Source organism: Paenibacillus gorillae, from assembly GCF_000513275.1.
Classification (GTDB): domain Bacteria; phylum Bacillota; class Bacilli; order Paenibacillales; family Paenibacillaceae; genus Pristimantibacillus; species Pristimantibacillus gorillae.
In genome coordinates this window covers 43,406-63,765 of the sequence record NZ_CBVJ010000110.1, presented here as the reverse complement: position 1 = coordinate 63,765, position 20,360 = coordinate 43,406, and the positions used below count along the sequence as shown (strand labels likewise).

The following is a 20,360-nucleotide window of genomic DNA, read 5'->3' as shown; positions in this document are numbered from 1 at the left end:
CCAGAGCTGATAATCGAAATTGTGAAGGGCGCCCCTTAAACAACTATGTTATACGCATTACGAAATTGAATATGCAGGGTTTGCTTACAACAATATTAGGAGGGTTACACGTCATTATGAAAGTACAAAGCGGCAAGTTCACGATTCGATATACCGCATCCGCAATCGCGATTATGATGCTGGTTGCTATACTGTCGGCCTGCAGCGGCTCAAATGGCAATGAGACCAATAAAGGGACTGCATCCCAGCCATCGCCTGCGAGTTCGAATAATGCGGCTCCGGCCGGTGAAGCGTCCTATCCATTGCAAACTACAGATACGCTCACGTACTGGGCCGAATACAATTCCTCCAAGTCGACCATTGGCGAGGTTCCATTCTTCCAAGAGTGGCAGAAACGGACAGGCGTACCGCTCCGCTTCATTAGTCCGCCATCCGGACAGTCAACCGATTCGCTCAATATCATGCTTGCATCGGGTGACCTGCCTGATTTAATCGAGTATGACTGGTTCAATTTCCCGGGCGGACCGGAGAAAGCGATCGCAGACGGCTACATTTTGCGGCTTAATGATTATATTGATCAATTTGCTCCAAACTTGAAGAAATATTTGGCGGAGCACCCGGAAGTCGACAAGATGATTAAGACCGATAATGGCAGCTACTACACATTCCCGTTTCTGCGTGGGGACCCCATGCTGCAAGTGTACCAAGGGCCGATTATTCGTCAGGATTGGCTGACCGAGCTTGGGCTGGAAGTGCCGGAAACAATTGCAGAATGGCATGACATGCTCAAGGCATTTAAGGAGAAAAAAGGTGCTGAAGCGCCGCTTTCCTATATGTTCTCCCCTGAATTTCTGAACAATGGCGCATTCATTGGCGCATTTGGCGCAAGTCGCACTTGGTTCCAGCAGGACGGCGTTGTTAAGTATGGTCCGATGGAGCCTGGCTACAAAGAATTTCTGTCCACGTTCCGTCAATGGCGTACAGAAGGACTGTTGGATAAGAATATCGCGAATGTTGACGGCAAAGCACTTGATGCCAACATGACCAACAATCTGACAGGCGCAAGCGTTCTGAACTCCGGCAACGGCATCGGCAAATGGACACCGCTGCTGCAGGAGAAAAACCCGAATGCCAAGTTGGTTGGCGCTCCGTACCCGGTGCTTAATAAGGGCGAAGTAGCGATGCTGGGCCAGAAGGACCCGATCTATACGACAGGAACGAATGTCGCGATCACAAGCAAAGCTAAAAATGTCGAGCTAGCCGTACGCATGCTTGACTGGGGCTATAGCGAAGAAGGGCATATGTACTTCAACTTTGGTCAGGAAGGCGTAAGCTATACGCTGGATAGCAATAATCAGCCGATCTATACCGATTTGCTGCTGAAAAACTCCGAAGGGTTGTCTCCTTCGCAGGCTATGACGTTGTACATCCGTGCCAACTATGGCGGCCCATTTGTGCAAGACAAACGCTATATTACGCAATACCTGGCGCTTCCGGAGCAAAAGGCCGCACTTGAGCAGTGGACGAAGACGAATGTCAGCGACCATAAGCTGCCGCAAATTACGCCAACACCGGAAGAAGCTTCGGAACTGGCGCAAATTATGAATGATGTTAATACGCTCGTCGATGAGATGACGCTCAAAATCATTTTGGGCAATGAGCCGGTGGACGCCTACGACAGCTACATGGCGAAGCTGAAATCTCTTGGCATTGATCGTGTAATTGAAATTCAGCAAGCTGCGTTGGATCGTTATAACAGCCGTTAATTGATGGGATAGACAACAAGCGAATGAGGCGTCAGCGCTTGCTGAGCCTCATTTTGCCGCACGAGGAGTGAGAGGAATGAACAAACCCGCTTTTGGCCGGTTTTTGATCAAGGATCTGGTCGGAAACCGATACTTGTACATAATGATGCTGCCTGTACTTGCTTATTATTTGATCTTTCATTACGCGCCCATGTATGGGGTGCTGATCGCCTTTAAGGATTATTCGCCGATGAAGGGCATTCTCGGAAGCCCTTGGGTCGATTTCAAGCATTTCGAGACCTTTTTCAACAGCTACTATTTCCTGCGAGTACTTAAAAACACCCTATTAATCAGTGTGTATTCCTTGCTCTTTGAGTTTCCGGCACCGATTATTTTGGCTCTGCTCATTAACGAAGTGAGAAGCCGCTCTTACAAAAGAGTCGTTCAGTCCATTACGTACATGCCCTACTTTATATCCATGATCGTAATTGCCGGACTGATTCGGGATTTCACGGACAGCGGCGGCGTACTCAATTCGATTTATATGTATTTTGGCGGGGACGGCACCTCTATGCTGCAAAATGAAGGCCTGTTCCGCCCGATCTATATCCTGTCAGAAATTTGGCAGAAGGCAGGCTGGGAATCGATTATTTATTTGGCTGCATTAGCGGGAATCGATCAGGGACAATACGAGGCAGCCCGTATTGACGGCGCCGGACGCTTGAAACAAATATGGCACATTACACTCCCGGGTCTGATGCCGACCATTGTCATTCTCTTTATTTTAAGGATGGGCAATTTGCTCAATGTCGGCTTTGAAAAGATCATTCTTCTGTATAACCCGGTCATCTATGAGACGGCAGACGTTATCTCCTCTTTTGTATACCGGAAAGGGCTGCTGGAGTTTAACTGGAGCTACAGTACAGCCGTGGGCCTGTTCAACTCGGTTATAAACCTGACTCTGCTCATTTTGGCTAACTGGATCAGCAAAAGAGTGACGAACAGCAGTCTTTGGTAAAGAAACTGCGAAATATTGCAGATTGATTGAGGAGGTATCGTACGAATGAAAACCACGTTATCGGAAAAAACCTTTGTTTCCGTCTTATACGTTTTTCTGTTCATTCTGGTCATCATTACGCTGTATCCGCTGTTGCATGTGCTGTGGGCTTCCTTCAGTGAGCCCAGCGCGATAATCGCACATAAGGGATTGCTGTGGAAGCCGCTTGGCTTCAGCCTGGAGGCTTACCGGCTCGTGTTTAATGATCCCAGCATTTATATCGGGTACCGGAACACGTTGTTTATCGTTGTTGTCGGAGTGGCGCTAAATCTGTTATTAACGGCACTTGGCGCTTATGTACTTTCCCGCAAGCAGGTGTATTGGAATAATCTGTTCATGTTCATCATTACATTTACGATGTTTTTCAGCGGCGGACTGGTTCCCCTCTATCTGGTTGTGAAAGGTGTGGGGCTTAGCAATACGCTCTGGTCGACTATATTTCCTTTTGCCGTATCAACCTTTAATCTGATCATTATGCGAACTTCATTTGCTGCTGTTCCGGACGACTTGGAGGAATCGGCGAAAATGGACGGGGCGAACCATCTTATTATTCTGTTTCGCATTATCGTACCGTTGTGCTTGCCGGTTATTGCGGTCATGGGCCTCTACTACGCAGTGGAGAAATGGAACGGCTGGTTCTATGCCTCCATCTTTATCCAGAATCATGATCTGTTCCCGCTGCAGATTTTCTTGCGCAAAGTATTGATTCTAAGCTCGACAGATTCAATGACTGGCGGATCGGCTGCAGGTGAACAATTCCAGATTGGAGCAACGATCAAATATGCAACGATTATGGTTGCAACATTACCGATTCTGTTTGTCTATCCGTTTATTCAGCGCTTCTTTGTTAAAGGTGTTATGATCGGCGCGATTAAAGGGTAAGAATGCTGCAGACATGATTGGGATAAGAGGATTTGAAGCAGGCTGCAAGGGGATGAATGACGGTCTCTTTGCAGTTTTTTTATCTTGACGACCCTAATCAATAATGATAATCTTTATCAGTGAATGCTTCATGCATTCAGATCAATAAGACTATCATCATTGGGGGAGTATGGCTTGAAGAAGTATTTGCTCAGTATAAGCTTACTGCTGCTTGTGCTAACGCTCGCAGCTTGCGGGAATGCGAAGTCGAATGGCTCAGGGAATAATGCACCGAAGGAAACCGAGACTCCGCAAACGGAAGCTACAGCACCTGCAACACGGGTATATAAGCATTTTTATGGGGAGACGAGTATCCCGGCGAAACCGGAGAAAGTCGTTACGCTGCAATATGCCAGCCAGATGATTTCCGTTGGCCTGAAGCCAATCGGCGCTGCCAGCCATCTGCTGGAGACGACCGATCCGGCGTTTCAAGGTATTGAAGACGTAGGGCCGCCTGATGATATAAACTACGAGAAAATTTTATCACTGCAGCCAGAGTTGATTATCGCGGGAGACGTTGAGCAGGATGTGTACGACAAATTGTCCAAGATTGCACCAACCGTGGTCATTCCTTGGATGGATTACGATGTGTTCGGACACGTTCAGGTGATGGGGGATATTTTGAATCGCAAGGAAGAAGCTGCTGCCTGGAAGACTGCATTTGATGAGAAGCTTGCTGCGGCGAAGGCGAAAATCGCGGATAAAGTATCAGATGGCCAGACGGTAGCGATTTACCGTGTCGATCCGAAAGAGTTTTACATCTACGGCGTCCGGAACATTGGCTTTACGCTCTACAAAGCGCTAGGCTTGCAGCCGCCAGCTATTGTTCAGAAGGAGATCGATAAAGACCCGAACCTGTGGGGAATACCGATTTCGCTGGAAATGCTGCCAGACTACGATGCCGATTATGTGTTTGTCACTTTGCTGGATGGGGAAGAGACAAGCAAGCGGTTTGATACCATTCAGGCTAGTTCTCTATGGAAAAACCTGAAGGCAGTTAAAAACAATCATGTGTACAAAATCAGCATGGATACATGGCTTGGCTACACACCGCATGATATCGAAGTGCAGCTGCAGGAAGCGGTTGATCTGCTGACGAAATAATGTCAAAGGAATTAACGCCAAAGAACGCAAGGACCGGCATAGCCGGGACATTGCGTTCTTTGTTTATTCAAAGCTGCCTAACGCACCGTCTTCTGCTTGAAGATTTCGTATAGGCCAAGTGTCGCCGCACCCATTGCCGCTCCGTACATTTTCCAATGAAACGGAAGCACTGGCGTATCGCCGTAAGGAGAACTCTCAGCTTGATGAATAACGGCGACAAGACGGTCGAAAAACAGCTTATTGTCTGTAATCCATCCGCCGAGTATCATTTTCTGCGGATTCAAGAGCAGCAGTGCTTTGCCGCAATAATCGCTAATTTCACGAATCATTTGCTCAGCTAGATCATGATAGGGCTGAACGCCATCGAAGGCCAGAGCGACAAAAGTCCGTATCGTCTCTTCAGGCGTCTGACCCTCGAAGGGCTCCGGATTTTCCCGTCTTAACCGCTCGGCCAGCACGGGTGTGCAATAAGGGGAGAAGAAGGGGGTTCGTCCCGCTGACCCTCCCGAGCCGTGATAGATTTGACCGTTGATAACGATGCCTGCGCCTGTTCCATAATCAATCATCAGAAAGATAATCGTATGATCGCCTTTGGCGGCGCCGCTGAACCGCTCGGCGAAGCCCGCTGCATCGAGGTCATTCGTCAGCAGAATCGGAATCGACAGCTCGTCTTCGAGCATTTTCAGCAAAGGGAAGCGGTCCAGCTTTAAGTAGTTGGACGTCATGACGACGCTTTGCGTATCGTCGAGCCGTCCCGGCAGCGAAATGCCGATTCGTTTGATAAGCTCGTATGGAATCTGCTGATTGCGAATAAAGGTACGGATTGTAGCGGGGAGCTCCGAGCGGATCTGTTCCTCGCCGAGGACCGGCTTGAAGGTCTGGTTGGCGATCAGCTCGCCATTGAGATTCAGAAGCACGCAGCGGGCCGGTGCGCTGGATAGATCTACGCCGATTACATAACCGCCGTCAGCGCGGATGTTGAGGAGTGTCATTTTGCGTCCTACGCCGCTGCCGGACGTTCCGGTCTCGTGTACAAGCTTCTCGCGCATCATATCTTCGATCAGAACCGACACCGTTGTAGGGCTGAGCTTCGTTTTGCGGGCCAATTCGACCCGGGATATCGGCCCATGCTCGAATATGGCATGGAGAAGCGTCGAAATATTGATTTCCCGAAGCATTTGCTGGTTTCCTATTTTTATCATATCGATTCTCCATATTCTATTTAGATGGCGTGCTAGAACGGCCTGAACAAGCCAGTCTGGAATCTGTCCGCGGCCATGGGCCGGAAGTCGGACAGAGATGGTGGCAGGAATGCCTATGGAGGATAGGGCCATTCAATTAAATATCATTATGCGGCAGGGGGATAGGCAATTGTAAACAGATATCAAAGCGATTATATTGAATGGCCGGGCTCACTGTCAACTTTTGATAGAAATATAACTGTCGAAAAAGAGAAAAAAATTAAATTATCTGAAAATTTAAAATAGCCGTTGACAAGCGATATTGACCGAAAATATAATGAACTCAAATAAAAGAAAGCGCTTCAAAAATTTTTAAGTAATTAATTTGTCCGGTGGAACAATTAATTATAAGGGGGTGCATTTCAACGCAAAAGCGTCCATTTTCATATTAGCCATCACACAGAGGGGAAGGGAATGGCCATGACGCCAAGGTTGAATCCGGCAGCTTTTCGCAAGCTAAGAAAATACAAAGTTTTGTACATCATGCTCCTCCCGGGTGTCGCGTATTTGCTCATCAACAATTACATTCCAATGTTCGGCATCGTCATCGCGTTCAAGGAAATCGATTTTTCGAAGGGGGTCTTCGGCGGGGACTGGGTAGGCTTTCGCAATTTCGAGTATCTGTTCAAGACGTCGGAGGCTTACATCATCACGAGAAATACGATTTTGTACAATACCGTATTCATTGTGCTTAATCTCGTCATTTCCGTCGGGCTCGCCATTCTCTTGAACGAGCTGAAGAACAAGCTGCTGCGGCGGTTTTATCAAAGCGCGATACTGCTGCCTTATCTGATCTCAACCGTCATTGTCGGTTACCTCGTATTCTCGCTGCTGAGCATGGAGACTGGCTTCGTCAACAATACGATTATGCCGCTCTTCGGCAAGGAAGCGGTCATGTGGTATACGGAGCCGAAGTATTGGCCGGTTATTCTGACGATCGTGAACATCTGGCATAGCGTCGGGTACCTGTGCATCATCTATTTCGCCGCTGTCGTCGGCATCGATCACGAATATTACGAAGCTGCCAAGATCGACGGCGCCGGCAAGCTCAAGCAGGTGCTCCACATCACGCTGCCCGCGCTGACACCGGTAATCGTCATCATGACGCTGCTGCAGATCGGAAGAATTTTTCACGCTGACTTCGGCCTGTTCTATCAAGTGCCGCTCGACTCCGGTCCGCTGCTTCCGACAACGAATGTTTTGGACACCTATGTATACCGCGCGCTGCTGAAAAACGGAGATATCGGGATGGCATCGGCTGCCGGCTTCTATCAATCGATCGTCGGCTTTGCGCTCATCCTCTTCACCAATTACGTGGTCAAAAAAATAAACCCGGACAATTCATTGTTCTAAGGAGGCGTAACCTTTGCGATCCAACAAAGTGGAGCAAAGCATTATCAATGTCATCTTTGCATTGATCTCCGGCTTCTGCCTGATCCCGTTTTTGCTGCTGGTGTCGGCCTCGTTTACGGACGAAATGGTCATTATCCGGGAGGGCTACTCCTTTTTTCCAAGCCAGTACAGTCTGGAAAGCTACAAGTTTATTTTTGAAAAATCAAGCGATATCTTCAATGCCTACGGCATTTCATTCCTCGTGACGACCGTCGGCACGTTCGCAAGCCTTGCGATTATGACGCTGCTGGCCTATCCGCTTTCCAAGAGAGATTTGCCTTTTCGCGGTTTCTTCTCCTTTCTCGTCTTCTTCACGATGCTCTTTAATGGAGGGCTTGTACCGACCTATCTCATTTACGCCAACGTATTCAACATCGACAACACCTTGCTCGCTTTAATCGTTCCCGGCTTGCTGGTCAGCGCCTTTTACGTCATATTGCTAAGAACCTTCTTCACCGTATCCATTCCAGGCGCGGTGCTGGAATCGGCGCATATCGACGGAGCTGGAGAATTCAGAATTTTCTTTCAAATGATTTTGCCGCTGTCGCTGCCCGTTATTGCGACGGTCGGATTGTTTCAGGTCATTAATTACTGGAATGACTGGTTCAATGGATTGATCTATGTATCGGACAGCCGCTTGTACAGCATTCAGGTGCTGCTTAATACGATTTTGCTTAATGTCCAATATTTGCTTGAGAATGTCGAGTATTCGACTCGCGTGGAGGGTGCGGCGATTCCGACGCAAGGGGTGCGTATTGCGATTGCTGTCATCGGCGTGCTGCCGATTCTGATTGCCTACCCGTTCTTCCAGCGGTTTTTTGTCAAAGGCCTAACGGTTGGAGCGATTAAAGGCTAGCCTGAGAAACGGCAGCTTTGAGAGGAGGTGGTGGGGCGAAGGTCCGGGGGAAGGAAGCATGTGTGAACGGCAAGACAGCTTCAACAACAGACCAGGGAGGGTAAGCATATGAAGATCAGCATTGGCGGCTATTCCTTTAATAACACGATGAATGAAGGAAAGATGGATACGTTCGGTTACTTGGAATCCTCGAAATACAGGTATGGGCTCGATACGGTCGACCTGTGGAACGGAACGTTCGACAAGGCGCGGCAGGATATCTTTACACTGCCTGATGATTCTTATATCCGGAAAGTCCGCGAGGCGATTGATGAGAAGGGCATGAAGGTCATTAACATTGCAGTCGACGGGGCTCACCTATGGGACGCGGACCCGGAGAAGCGGAAGATGCTGTTCGGCAATGCCGAGGCTTACTTGAAAATTGCCTCTACGCTGGGTGCCGCCACAGTCCGCATCGACACGGGGGACAAAAGCTCCGATCCATCGACGGAAGAGCAGCTCGACTATAACATAAGACAGTTCCAGGTACTTAGCCAGCAAGCCGCCGACATTGGCATGATCGTTGGACCGGAGAATCATATGGGCTCCTCGAAGGATCCGAACTATTTGAAGCAATTGGCTGAGGGCGTGAATCATCCGAGCTTTGGCATCCTGCTGCATATGGGCCGCTGGGCAGTGGATGAGGAAATTGGCGATGCGCTGGTAGCGCCGTGGGTTTATCATACGCATTTCGACGGCAGGACAGTTGCCTCCGATAAGGCGGAGACGCTTGTCCGGACTCTGCTGGATGCCGGTTATAACGGCTATTGGGGAATCGAATACAATTCGCCGGTGAATCAGTATATGGAAATGGAATGGGCGATTGCATCCGTGAAACGGATTTTGGCCAGTGTACGTGAGCCGCAGCCGCAAGCCTAACGAATCGAACTAACCAAAGGAGATGAGTGGAATGGGAAGAAAAGTACGCATCGGAATCGTCGGAGCCGGCTTGATCGGCAAGGCGCACTTGAGGAATTATGCCAATATTGCAGATGCTGAGGTTGTAGCGATCTGCGACGTAAATGTGCAGGAAGCACAAAGGGTGGCGGAGCAATTCGGTATTCCGAACGTCTACTCCGATTTCAAGGAGATGCTGCAGCGGGATGATATCGAAGCGGTGGATGTCTGTCTGCACAACAACCTTCATTCGCCGGTAACGATCGCTGCCTTCCAGGCTGGCAAAGACGTTTATTGCGAGAAGCCAATTGCCGGTTCTTACCGCGACGGCGTTCAGATGCTGGACGCAGCCGAAGCCTACGGCAAGAAGCTGCACGTTCAGTTGGGTACGTTGTACCGCAAGGAAACGAAAGCGGCGAAAGCTCTGATCGACGGGGGCATGCTCGGCAAGCTGTATCACGCGCGGGCAACCGGACATCGCCGCAGAGGGCGTCCTTATATCGACGGCTACGGTACGCCTGCTTTTCTGAATAAGGATATCGCCGCAGGCGGAGCGCTTATCGACATGGGCGTCTACCATATCGCTCAAATGCTCTATCTGCTGGATACGCCTAAGGTGGAACGGATTTCCGGCAAAGGCTATCGCGAGATGGATATGGATGCGAATAGAGCGGCGCAGACGGTATTCGATGTGGAGGAGCTTGGCCTTGGCTTTGTAAAATTCGAAGGCGGCGCAACGCTCGACATCTATGAAGCTTGGAGTATCCATCTTGGCAGCATCGAGGGCTGCAGCATCGTCGGCAACAAAGGCGGCGTGAAGCTGCCGGCCTACTCCGATCAAGCGGTGCTTGCTCCGTTCAGCTTCCATACGACGCTTTGCGATATCGATATTAACGGTATGGTCAATCTCGATGAAATGGACGGACGCTGGAATCATTTGAAACCGGATTATGACGCTTATCAATCCTCTCAGCATCATTGGGTTGCGGCGCTGCAAGGGCGGGTGGAGCTGCTTCCGACGGCACATATTGCCTTGCAGACGATGCTGGTCAGCGAAGGCATTTACTTGTCAGATCGGCTCGGCAGGGAAGTAAGCGGCGACGAGATTGTAGAGCATTCTTTGACGACGGCGATTACGCTCTAAAGTTCGTGCCAGGAAGGGGTGAGGATTCATCTCATGACGGAACAATCGATAGAAGGCAACAAAAAATCCTTAGCGGTTCTGAAACGATTTAATTTCTTCTTATATGGTACGATTGCGATTCTAACCTCCTTTTTCCCGCTTTACTTTCAAGAGATTGGATTAAGTAAAATCGAGATTGGCATGATCATGGCTGGCGGGCCTTTCATCTCAATCTTTGCGAATCCGTTCTGGGGCTATTGGAGCGACCGGACGCAGAACGTCAAGCGCATTCTCATTTTGCTGCTGATCGGAAACTTGATTGCAACGGTGATCGTATTTCAAACCCGATCATACCTTTTGATTTTTGCACTAATGCTTATTTTCTTCTTCTTTAACAGCCCGACCTTCTCTCAGAGCAACAGCCTTATTCTGAACGCCATTGAGAATACGAAGCATAAATTCGGAGCCTTCCGGCTGTGGGGTTCATTAGGCTGGGCAATTATCGCGGTACTGGCGGGGCCGGTGCTGAGCTGGATGGGGTTGCTCAATCTATGGGTGCTGTACGGTGCGATGATGATCGTGACCCTGCTGTTTACGATTGGTTTGCCTCGGGGCAGAGTGACGACCAAGCCGAAGGGGGAACGGCAAAGCTATTGGAAGGTTATGCTTTCCAGCAAAGTGTTTTTCGTCTTTGTCATTCTCGGCGTCTTAATCTCGGTGCCGAACTCCATCAACCAGACCTTCGTGTCGCTGTATATTTCCAATCTCGGCGGCTCGAATGAGTTAATCGGATGGTCCGTTTTTCTATCGGCTGTATTTGAAATCCCTGTTTTTCTGCTGTTTGACCGTTTCTTGAAAAAATCAACGAGGATGATGCTGGGCTGCCTCGTCTTTATCAGCATCCTGTTCGTTATCCGGTGGCTGCTGATGTCGGTAGTCGGCGGGCCGATTCACATCATTTTCATCCAAATTCTTCATTGTATTACGTTCGGCGGCTACTACTATGTCGGAACGAGTCTTTCCGCGCATTTGATTCCGGGCGAATACCGGGCAACGGGTCAGGCGATCTATGCGTTAACCTGGGGCGGCATTTCCGGCATTATCGCGGGATTGTTCGGCGGCTGGATGTTCGACCATCTGGGGCCGCAGACGATGTATCAGATTTGCGCAGCGATTTCTGTTGCCGGGGTAATTGGCTTCTTGCTGATGTGGCTCAGAATGCGGAAACAGCCTGAGCTGACATAATGGAACGGGCGAAGGCGGAAAGCAGCATTTCTTCATTTATAGAGGTAAGGGTTGCTTCCGCCGCCCCTTTAGGCAGCAAGAGCAGGAGCAAGAGAATCGGCAAGTTTCATCTCCATTGTTCAAGGATATTCAACAACACCTGTTATGAAAATCCAAGGGAGGTCTTACATGATGTATAGGAAGAAAACGGTTCACGCTTTGCTGTTCATGCTGTCGGTTTGTTTGGTTCTGAGCGCATGCAGTTCGTCCTCTCCTTCTAATGAGGGCGGGGAGAAGCCCGGGAAAGGAACAGAGGAGGGCGGACTAAAGCCTTATGAAATTACGCTGGCGTTCTGGGGAGACAATCAGCGTGACCTCGGGCTGGTTGAGGAGGCAGTCAGCAAAATTACGAAGGAAAAGATCAATGCTACGATTAAGCTGAAGCGAATCGAGCCTGCGGCCTGGACGCAGCAGAAGGTGCTGATGTTCTCGGGCAATGATAAGCTGGACATTATTTTCACAGGGGAGAATCAGTATATCTCTGAAGTCGCACAGAAGAAGCTCGTTCCGATGGACGATTTGCTGCAGACGGCTGGGCAGGGCATCGTCGCTGCATTCGACCCCGATGTACTGGCCGCTTCCAAAATCGGAGGCAAAACCTACGGCATACCAAGCATCCGGGATTTTGCCTCGTATCCAACGATGCTGTTCCGGAAAGATATGCTGGAGCAGAACCAAATCGACGTCAGCGGCGTGAAGACGCTGGAGGAAATGGAGCCAATCTATAAGAAAATGAAGGCGGCTCGGCCAGAGCTGTCGCTAATCGGCAAGGCGTCGGGCGGAGCCTCCATTGCGTATCCGCTGCTGCTGACCACAATCGATCCGTTAAGCGATATGATCGGCGTACTGACGGATACGAGCAAGCTCAAAGTGGTCAATCTGTATGAAAGCGATGAGTACGCCAAGTTTGTGAGCACGCTGCATGAATGGTATAAGGCTGGCTATATTCCGAAGGACATTGCGACAACCTCGCAAACCGGCCGGGATTATATGAAGGCGAATATCGGATTTTCCACGCCGAATAAAGGCAAGCCCGGTATTACAACGCAGACGGGCAATGCGGTAGGTACGGAACTGACGGAAGTGAAGCTTGCGCCAGCCAAGATGAACACGCTGACGATTACGAACGCGATGCTCGCGATTGCGACGACGTCTAGAGATCCGGAGCGGGCGATGATGTTTTTGAACCTGCTGTACACGGACAAGGAAATCGTTAACTTGCTTCACTGGGGCATTGAAGGCAAGCACTACAAGGTTAACGAGAATGGCACGATCGATTTCGCAGATGGCGTAGATGCCAGCAATAGCGGGTATAACTTGAGACAGGGCTGGATGTTCGGCAACCAACTGCTGGCTTATCCGTGGAAAACCGATAGCCCTGACATTTGGCAGAAGATGGATGAGTTCAACCGGGGTGCGGAGAAGTCGGCGGCGCTGGGCTTCATGTACAATCCGGAGCCGGTGAAGACGGAGCTGGCGGCCATCGAGAATGTAATCCAGCAATATGCGATGGGGCTGGAGACGGGAACGCTGAACCCTGCGGAAAACTTACCGAAGTTCAATAGTGCTTTGAAGAAGGCAGGCATTGATAAAGTGATCGCGGAGAAACAGAAGCAGCTGGATGAGTGGGCCGCTTCAAAGTAACTGCGTAAGCTTGGAAGGGGAGGCTGTCGGCAATTTGCCGTCAGCCTCGGTTCCGTTAATAGCCTTCTTGTAAAGGCTGTAACGTATCAAAATGTAAAACTGCATGTTGTCAGCTGATTTATGAACGATTTTTCGCATCAAAATGCAAATGTGCAGGTTGATCGGCCTAAAAAGCCTCAAATAAGTGAATTGAAGGGATTTCAACTGCACTTTTGCATGTTGAAGGCGATTTTGGCTGGTTTAAGGCTTTTCAAAATGTACATTTGCATTTTGGTATCCGTGCAGCGACTAGAGCCAGTCGTAGCAGCAAGAAAGTAGACGCCGCCTTCACGGCGGAAACGCGAAGCCGGACCGTTCAGGTCCGGCTTTTTCATGCGCTTTTGCAGGGCTGAAAATGTTTTTTCACCCGATATGTCTAAATCATCACGAATATGTCAAAATCATTAGCAATCGCTTTCAATCGATTCTAATCCAATTTCGTCCGCAGCAATATCCTCTATAATGAGAGGAATACAGATGACAGCATGAATTTCTGCATGAAGGGGCGGACAAGCATGTCCATTTTCAAACAAGCATCTCTGCGCAAAAAAATTATCATCTTAATGATGGTTCTATATATTCCGCTGCCGCTGCTCGGCCAGTTCTGGTATGAGAAATCGTATAAGGCGATTAAGGAAAATGCAGTGGGCTCCAGCTATCAGCTTGTTAATCAGGTTAATGATCATCTGGACACGTATTTCAAAGAAGTGCAGCGCTGGACGTATCCGCTGCTCGTCAACGATCTGACTTCCACTTTTCTAAACGATGAGCTGTCGGAATCATTCGAGCGTTTTCAGATTTCCGAACAGGTAGAGCGCAAGCTGTTCAATCCGATCATGACGAACAGGGAAGATATTCACGGCATTTCGCTTGTCACGAGTAAAGGGATCGCTGTCTCTTCCTCCAGTTATATGTCGGCGGAGCGGCGGTTCAGCTTATATAATTCCCGGATTAAAGAGAACGGCAAATTTACGATTATGGGGCTGGAGAAAGAAGAAGGCGGGCCGACCTTTCTTGCGATGGCATTTAAGTTTAACGGCTTGAACGGCAATCAGGACAGCAGCGGTATGCTCATTGTCGATCTAAAGCTGACGGAAGTGATCAACATTACGCAAAATGTCCGCATCGGCAAAACCGGCTTTATCTGGATTGCAGATCCGGAACAAAAGACGGCCTATCATCCGAACGGTTACGGGGCGGAGCGATTGATTCCTCAAGCCTACCAGGAGGCGATGGGAGAGCAGTGGCGAGGCACGTTCACGATGCCGACAGAGGAAGGCAATAGGCTTGTCGTCTTCTTCCGTTCCAGCAGCACCGGGTTGACGCTGTTCTCGGAGGTGCTGCTCAGCGAGCTTAACGAATCGTTGCTGAAAGTCAGCAGGCTCTCCACGATCCTTTTCCTCGTGCTGTTCTTTATCGTCATGCTGATCGCGAGTGCGGTTATGTATTCGCTAAGCAATTCCTTGCTGACGATGCTGCGTTTGATGAAACGGGCAGAGCTTGGCGAGCTTAGTGTACGCGCACCTGAAAATAAAGGCGCCGAGGTAGGCAGTCTGTACCGCGGCTTCAACAAGATGGTGGAGGAGCTCAAGCGGCTTGTTGAAATTGTACATGTCTCCGAACTGCGGGAGAAGGAGCTGGAGGTCAAGCAGAAGGAAGCGCTGCTACATGCCATGCAGGCGCAGATTAATCCTCATTTTCTATATAATACGCTGGAATTCATTAACTCTAGCGCCATTGTGGAAGGCAACGATAAAATAAGCCGGATGATCGTATCGCTTGGCGATATGTTCCGCTACAACGTTCAGAATCCGAATGACATCGTCAGCTTATGGGATGAAAAACAGCATATCGAAGCGTATCTGGCTATCCAGTCCGAACGCTTCGAATCTTTGAACTATACAATCGGTATTCAGCAGCGGTATGGCCGCCAGACGCTGGCTGTTCGTTCGATGCTCCAGCCTATCGTGGAAAACAGCTTCAAGCATGGCTTTCAGAAGCATAAAATACCGCCCAATTATATTCGAATATCGGAGATGGACGTTGCCGCTGGGAGCTTGATCTCGATCGAGGACGGCGGCAAAGGAATGGATGAGACTGTACTGCAAGCATACAACGATCTGTTCGATTTGCCGCTCGACAAGCTGATGAATCATGAACCGCCGCAGGATGGCAAAATGTCTATCGGGCTGATCAATGTGCATACTAGAATTCGGATGCTTTTCGGCGAGCCCTACGGCTTGTTCATCTCAACCTCTGGAGAAGACGGCACCTGTATCGACATCTTATTGCCTTTGGAATCGGAGCAGCACCAGAATGGAAGCAAAGGAGCGGACAGCGATGATCTACAGAATTCTTCTCGTTGATGATGAAGCGATGAGCAAAAAAAGTTTACGTAAAATTTTGACGGGGGCCAGCCCACACTACCGGATCGTGGGAGAAGCGTCCGATGGAGCGGAAGCGCTGCAAGCGGCTGAGCGCGAGCAGCCGCATCTGATCATTACCGACATCAGCATGCCAGTCATGGACGGAATTGAGCTGATCCAGCGACTTCGCCAGGACGGCTTTGAGATGGATATTATTATTTTGTCCGGCTATGGGGAGTTTGAATATGCGCAAGAAGCTCTAAGGCATGGGGTAGCAGATTATATTCTGAAGCCGATGCGTCAGGAGCAGGTTCTTTGGCTCGTGGAGAAGCGCTTCGATCGCTTCATGAGGTCACGTCAGTCGGCCATGATCAAAAACCAGCTGATTGCTCCGATCAGCCTTGCGGCTGAGCGTATCGGCAACGAGCTATGGATGGTCAATGAAGCAGGCGTCCGTGAGGACGTCAGCAGGCTGCTGCGGCTGCTCGACGATTCTGACGTGGCGGCCGAGGAGCGCATCTCGCTGCTTCGCGATGCGGCATCCTTGATTCAGAATCGCTTACAGCCGCAATATCAGCTTGTCGGATGGGCGTTTCCCTTCGATGCTTCCGATTACGGACAAGCTGCGGTATCGTTCTCGGAATGGCTGGAGGCCGGGCTGCATGAAATCAGGGATAAGCGCAATTGGGGGAAACGCAGCGTTATCCAGCAAGCGATTGACTACTTGAAGGAGAACTTTTCGGACAGCGAATTGAATCTGGAAAAGGTGCTGACACCGCTTGGCATCTCGCAAACTCACTTCTATCACATGCTGATGGAGGAGACCGGAATGTCGTATATCGCCTACTTGACGCATATTCGCATGGAGCATGCCAAAGAGCTTCTCCAGCACAGCGATTTGAAGACCTATGAGGTGGGGCAGCGCTGCGGTTATCCCGACTATCCTCATTTTACGAAAAGGTTCAAACGGCAGATCGGACTGACACCCACGGAGTACCGAAAAAATATGCAGCAATTATGAAACCGCTAACATTCCTAATGAAAACGACATATGCGCAACGAAAATGCCATTCTCATGGGGTTCCCGGTTTACTACAATAGCTTTTGCAAGGACATATTTATTTAACTAGGGGGATTCATCTATGAAACGGCAAGTCGCTCTTCTGATGACCATAATAGTTGGAACCGTATTGATTTTATCGGCATGCGGCAAAGCGCAAAACGAAGGCAACGGAAAACCGGAGAACGGCGGAGAAGGTTCAACCGGGACAACTTCTGTAAACGCATTCGGCTGGCAGCTTCCGGCCAAAACGACAAAAATCCACTTCTATCAAGCGGAGAAAGGCAACCCGGATAAAATCGAGAAGAAACAAGCCGCTTTTCACGACTATCTGTTGAAGGAATTCAACGTGGATATCAAACGGACGACACTTGATGTGGAACCGAAAGAAAAGCTGAACCTGATGCTGGTATCCGGTGACTATCCGGAAGTGATCGCAGGTCTGGACGATTCTGCGATTTCCCAGTGGAAAGCGCAAAACAAAATTATGGACCTGGCTCCTCTCGTAGATAAATATGGTCCAAACATTAAGAAAGCGCTGGGCGACCGTTATGCCTCCTACCTGGATGAGAACGGCAAGCTGTGGGGCATTCCGCGCGGCTGGGGCTACCTTCCGATCCCGGACTTTACGGCCCACATTCGTTGGGACTGGTACCAGGAGATGGGCGCGCCGGAGATCAAAACGCCGGAAGATTACTACAATGTGCTGAAGCAAATGGTGGCGAAGCATCCGACTAACGCCAATGGCGAAAAAACGTATGCCCTGTCTTGGAACGCGGATGTGAAGGTCAACAATGCAATCGGCTTCTGGGGCTTGCAAGACGGCTATAAAGAAGACGCAGATCATAATCTGACGCACTGGCTGAATACGGAAGAAGGCAAGCAGGCTGCTCTGTACTACAACCGTTTCTTCCTTGATGGTCTGATGGACCCTGACGCTTTCGTCAACAAGTTCGAGGATTGGAGAACGAAGTTCTCCAACGAGCGGATTGCCGGACATATCGGTCCATGGTGGCAGTCTTGGAATGCGGGCCACGAGGTATGGCGTACGACAGATCCGAACTACAAAGAAGACAAACGTTACGTACAAGTTGCTTTCAAAGCGCAAGGTGCAGAAAAAGCATACCTGTCGCCTAAAGATACGCATGGCTGGAATTACACCGTTCTGACGGACAAAGCGAAATCGCCTGAAGACATTATTAAATTCCTTGATTTCACAATGACACCGATGGGTACTCGCCTGATGGGCTGGGGTATTCCGAACATCACCGATTCCTACTGGAATTTTGAAGAAGGCGGCAAGTGGTCGTTCAATGATACTGCGAAGCAAGCACTGCTCGCCGGAGATCTGGATTACGAGAAAACGGAAGCTGCTAACGGCAGCAACATTTTCTGGCTGGCTTACCCGCAAGGACTGCTTAGTGACGACAACAAGAGTACGGCTTGGTATGACCAGAACTTTAACGCAGATGATAAGTGGAAAAAGCTTATGCTCGACAATGTTGCCGACACGATCTATGAAAGCACAGAACGCCGCGTAATCTTTGCTAACGACAATCCGCTGACGATTAAAAATCAGCAAATCGAAGAGCTGATTAAAACCGGCTTTGCGAAAATCGTAATGTCGAAATCCGAAGCAGATGCGATTAAAAACTTCGAAGATTTGCGCAGCAAAGCGCAAAAAATCGGCTTGAGCGATATCGAGAAATACCGCACGGAAGAATATGAAAAAGAATCTTGCAAAGCTGAAATAAACGGATAGCAGGAGGGAAGCCGAATCATGAACTACCTTAGACGCTTTTCCAGAGAGAGACAAATTTGGCTGATAAGCTTGCCTATCATACTGTGGGTGCTCGTCTTTTCCTACTTCCCGATGTACGGTTTGATCATTGCCTTTCAAAACTACGTTCCCGGACAGACGATGTTCGGGAACTGGGTAGGCTTTGACAACTTCATCCGGTTTTTTCAGGAACCTGATTTCTGGATGATTATGCGTAATACGATTGTTATTAGTATGCTCAACTTGCTTATCGGTTTTCCGGCGCCGATCATTCTTGCCTTATTGCTTAACGAGGTGAGAAACCGCGCGTTCAAGAAAACGATTCAATCGCTCTCTTACATTCCTTACTTTATCTCCTGGGTCGTTGTCGCCAGCATTGCCTTTACGCTGCTTGGCAACGATGGAATTATCAATGATTTGCTGCAGCGTTTCGGCTTTATTCACAACCCGATTCAGTTTCTTGGAGAAGGCAAATACTTCTGGGCGATCTTGACCTCCAGTAATGTGTGGAAGGATGTCGGCTTCAGCTCTATCATTTATATGTCCGCAATCGCGGGCATCGACCGTGAGCAATACGAAGCGGGCAAGGTAGACGGACTCGGGCGCTTTGGTCTGGCTTGGCATATTACACTGCCAGGTATTCGCTCCACGATTGTTCTGTTGTTCATCTTAGCGCTTGGCGGCATTCTGAACGCAGGCTTTGAGCAGCAGCTCTTGCTCGGCAGCCCGACAACAAGGGACTACTACGAGGTTATTGATACGTACGTATACCGGTTCGGCGTTCAGTTCGGTAATTATTCATACGGTACGGCCGTTGGCTTAATGAAGAGCTTAATCGGACTGACACTGGTCATCGTTGCGAACAAGCTTTCGAAACGCTATATGCAAACTGCGATTTTCTAGAAAGGAGCAATAAGGATGAACGAACGTTCGACAACCATCCCTCAACGGCTATTCGACATCGTGAACGTCGTTGTCTTACTGCTGTTTGGCATCATTATGGCTTACCCGTTTTTGAATTTGCTGGCATTGTCCCTGAACGACGGGGCAGATGCGGCAAGAGGCGGGATCTACATTTTCCCGAGGGAATTTTCCTTGGATGCCTACAAGCTTCTGCTTCAAAACGATAAACTGCTGGAAGGCTTCGGCTGGTCGGTGCTGCGGGTTGCAGTAGGCACGGTTACTTGTTTGTTCGTTACGGGCCTGCTCGCTTACATCGTCAGTATCCGTCATTTCTCCGGCCGCAAGTTCATGCGGGTTCTGTTTCTTGTCACGATGTACTTCAACGGCGGATTGATTCCAATCTACCTGTTGATGGTCAATTTGAAGCTGACGGATTCCTTTAATGTCTATTGGATTCCTACTTTAATTAGCGCCTATTACATGCTGTTGATGTCCTCGTATATTTCCGAGCTGCCTGATGCGCTCTTCGAATCTGCGAGAATTGACGGGGCTTCGGAGATGAAAATCTATCTAAGTCTCGTGATTCCGATGTCGCTGCCGGTATTTGCTGCCGTGTCGATCTACTCGGCGGTTGGTCACTGGAACGCTTGGTTCGATGTTGTACTGTACAATTCCAGCGGTCACTTCGATACGCTTCAAGTCTACTTGCGGCGGCTGCTTCTGGAAGTGGAAGCATCCCAGCAAATTATGGATCAGCAGCTGCTGTTCCAGAAGTTCAAAAGCATGACGCCATTGACGCTGCGGGCTGCGACAACCATTTTCGTTACAGTACCGATCTTGCTTGTCTATCCGTTCCTGCAAAAATATTTTATCGGCGGTTTGACGATCGGCTCTGTGAAAGGATAATTG

The 20,360-nt window shown here is 49.4% G+C and carries 16 protein-coding genes; 15 read left to right on the top strand and 1 reads right to left on the bottom strand.

Annotation, left to right across the window (positions count from 1 at the left end; translation table 11 throughout):
- Positions 1-116 precede the first annotated feature (116 nt).
- From TY10_RS20900 to TY10_RS20885, 4 genes are all read left to right on the top strand, one after another.
- Positions 117-1,766, top strand: coding sequence for an extracellular solute-binding protein (locus tag TY10_RS20900; RefSeq protein WP_042167773.1), 1,650 nt, complete (start codon positions 117-119; stop codon positions 1,764-1,766).
- Between the two features lie 76 nt (positions 1,767-1,842).
- On the top strand, positions 1,843-2,763 hold the full coding sequence (locus TY10_RS20895) for an ABC transporter permease (RefSeq protein WP_042167770.1): 921 nt from the start codon (positions 1,843-1,845) through the stop codon (positions 2,761-2,763).
- A gap of 45 nt (positions 2,764-2,808) precedes the next feature.
- Entirely contained in the window at positions 2,809-3,684 is an 876-nt protein-coding gene (locus tag TY10_RS20890; RefSeq protein WP_042167767.1) for a carbohydrate ABC transporter permease, read from the top strand.
- A 174-nt stretch (positions 3,685-3,858) separates the two neighbouring features.
- Entirely contained in the window at positions 3,859-4,827 is a 969-nt protein-coding gene (locus TY10_RS20885) for an ABC transporter substrate-binding protein (RefSeq protein WP_238327841.1), read from the top strand.
- Between the two features lie 77 nt (positions 4,828-4,904).
- Here TY10_RS20885 and TY10_RS20880 read toward each other — a convergent pair whose 3' ends face one another.
- Positions 4,905-6,029 carry an ROK family transcriptional regulator gene (locus TY10_RS20880; RefSeq protein WP_042167759.1) on the bottom strand — a complete coding sequence of 375 codons (1,125 nt, stop codon included), beginning with the start codon at positions 6,027-6,029 and terminating at the stop codon, positions 4,905-4,907.
- 459 nt (positions 6,030-6,488) lie between these two features.
- On the opposite strand from TY10_RS20880, the gene TY10_RS20875 reads away from it, so the two are divergent.
- The 11 genes from TY10_RS20875 to TY10_RS20820 all read left to right on the top strand — a co-directional run bounded on the left by TY10_RS20875 (position 6,489) and on the right by TY10_RS20820 (position 20,357).
- Positions 6,489-7,421 carry an ABC transporter permease gene (locus tag TY10_RS20875; RefSeq protein WP_042167839.1) on the top strand — a complete coding sequence of 311 codons (933 nt, stop codon included), beginning with the start codon at positions 6,489-6,491 and terminating at the stop codon, positions 7,419-7,421.
- A 13-nt stretch (positions 7,422-7,434) separates the two neighbouring features.
- On the top strand, positions 7,435-8,316 hold the full coding sequence (locus tag TY10_RS20870) for a carbohydrate ABC transporter permease (protein ID WP_042167757.1): 882 nt from the start codon (positions 7,435-7,437) through the stop codon (positions 8,314-8,316).
- Between the two features lie 108 nt (positions 8,317-8,424).
- A complete protein-coding gene (locus TY10_RS20865; RefSeq protein ID WP_042167754.1) occupies positions 8,425-9,234 on the top strand; it encodes a sugar phosphate isomerase/epimerase family protein in 810 nt (269 codons plus the stop codon).
- A 31-nt stretch (positions 9,235-9,265) separates the two neighbouring features.
- Positions 9,266-10,396, top strand: a complete 1,131-nt coding sequence (locus TY10_RS20860; RefSeq protein WP_042167752.1) for a Gfo/Idh/MocA family protein — start codon at positions 9,266-9,268, stop codon at positions 10,394-10,396.
- Between the two features lie 33 nt (positions 10,397-10,429).
- Positions 10,430-11,620, top strand: a complete 1,191-nt coding sequence (locus tag TY10_RS20855; protein ID WP_042167750.1) for an MFS transporter — start codon at positions 10,430-10,432, stop codon at positions 11,618-11,620.
- 168 nt (positions 11,621-11,788) lie between these two features.
- Positions 11,789-13,303, top strand: a complete 1,515-nt coding sequence (locus tag TY10_RS20850) for an ABC transporter substrate-binding protein (protein WP_162160656.1) — start codon at positions 11,789-11,791, stop codon at positions 13,301-13,303.
- Positions 13,304-13,857: 554 nt separating this feature from the next.
- Positions 13,858-15,708: a cache domain-containing sensor histidine kinase gene (locus TY10_RS20840; protein ID WP_042167741.1), complete on the top strand. Its 1,851-nt coding sequence runs from the start codon at positions 13,858-13,860 to the stop codon at positions 15,706-15,708.
- Positions 15,683-16,729, top strand: a complete 1,047-nt coding sequence (locus TY10_RS20835) for a response regulator (RefSeq protein ID WP_042167738.1) — start codon at positions 15,683-15,685, stop codon at positions 16,727-16,729. The genes TY10_RS20840 and TY10_RS20835 overlap by 26 nt, the downstream gene beginning before the upstream one ends.
- Before the next feature lie 121 nt (positions 16,730-16,850).
- A complete protein-coding gene (locus TY10_RS20830; protein ID WP_042167737.1) occupies positions 16,851-18,530 on the top strand; it encodes a type 2 periplasmic-binding domain-containing protein in 1,680 nt (559 codons plus the stop codon).
- 18 nt (positions 18,531-18,548) lie between these two features.
- Entirely contained in the window at positions 18,549-19,451 is a 903-nt protein-coding gene (locus TY10_RS20825) for an ABC transporter permease (protein ID WP_042167734.1), read from the top strand.
- A gap of 15 nt (positions 19,452-19,466) precedes the next feature.
- Positions 19,467-20,357 carry a carbohydrate ABC transporter permease gene (locus TY10_RS20820; RefSeq protein WP_042167731.1) on the top strand — a complete coding sequence of 297 codons (891 nt, stop codon included), beginning with the start codon at positions 19,467-19,469 and terminating at the stop codon, positions 20,355-20,357.
- The last annotated feature ends 3 nt before the right edge of the window (positions 20,358-20,360 follow it).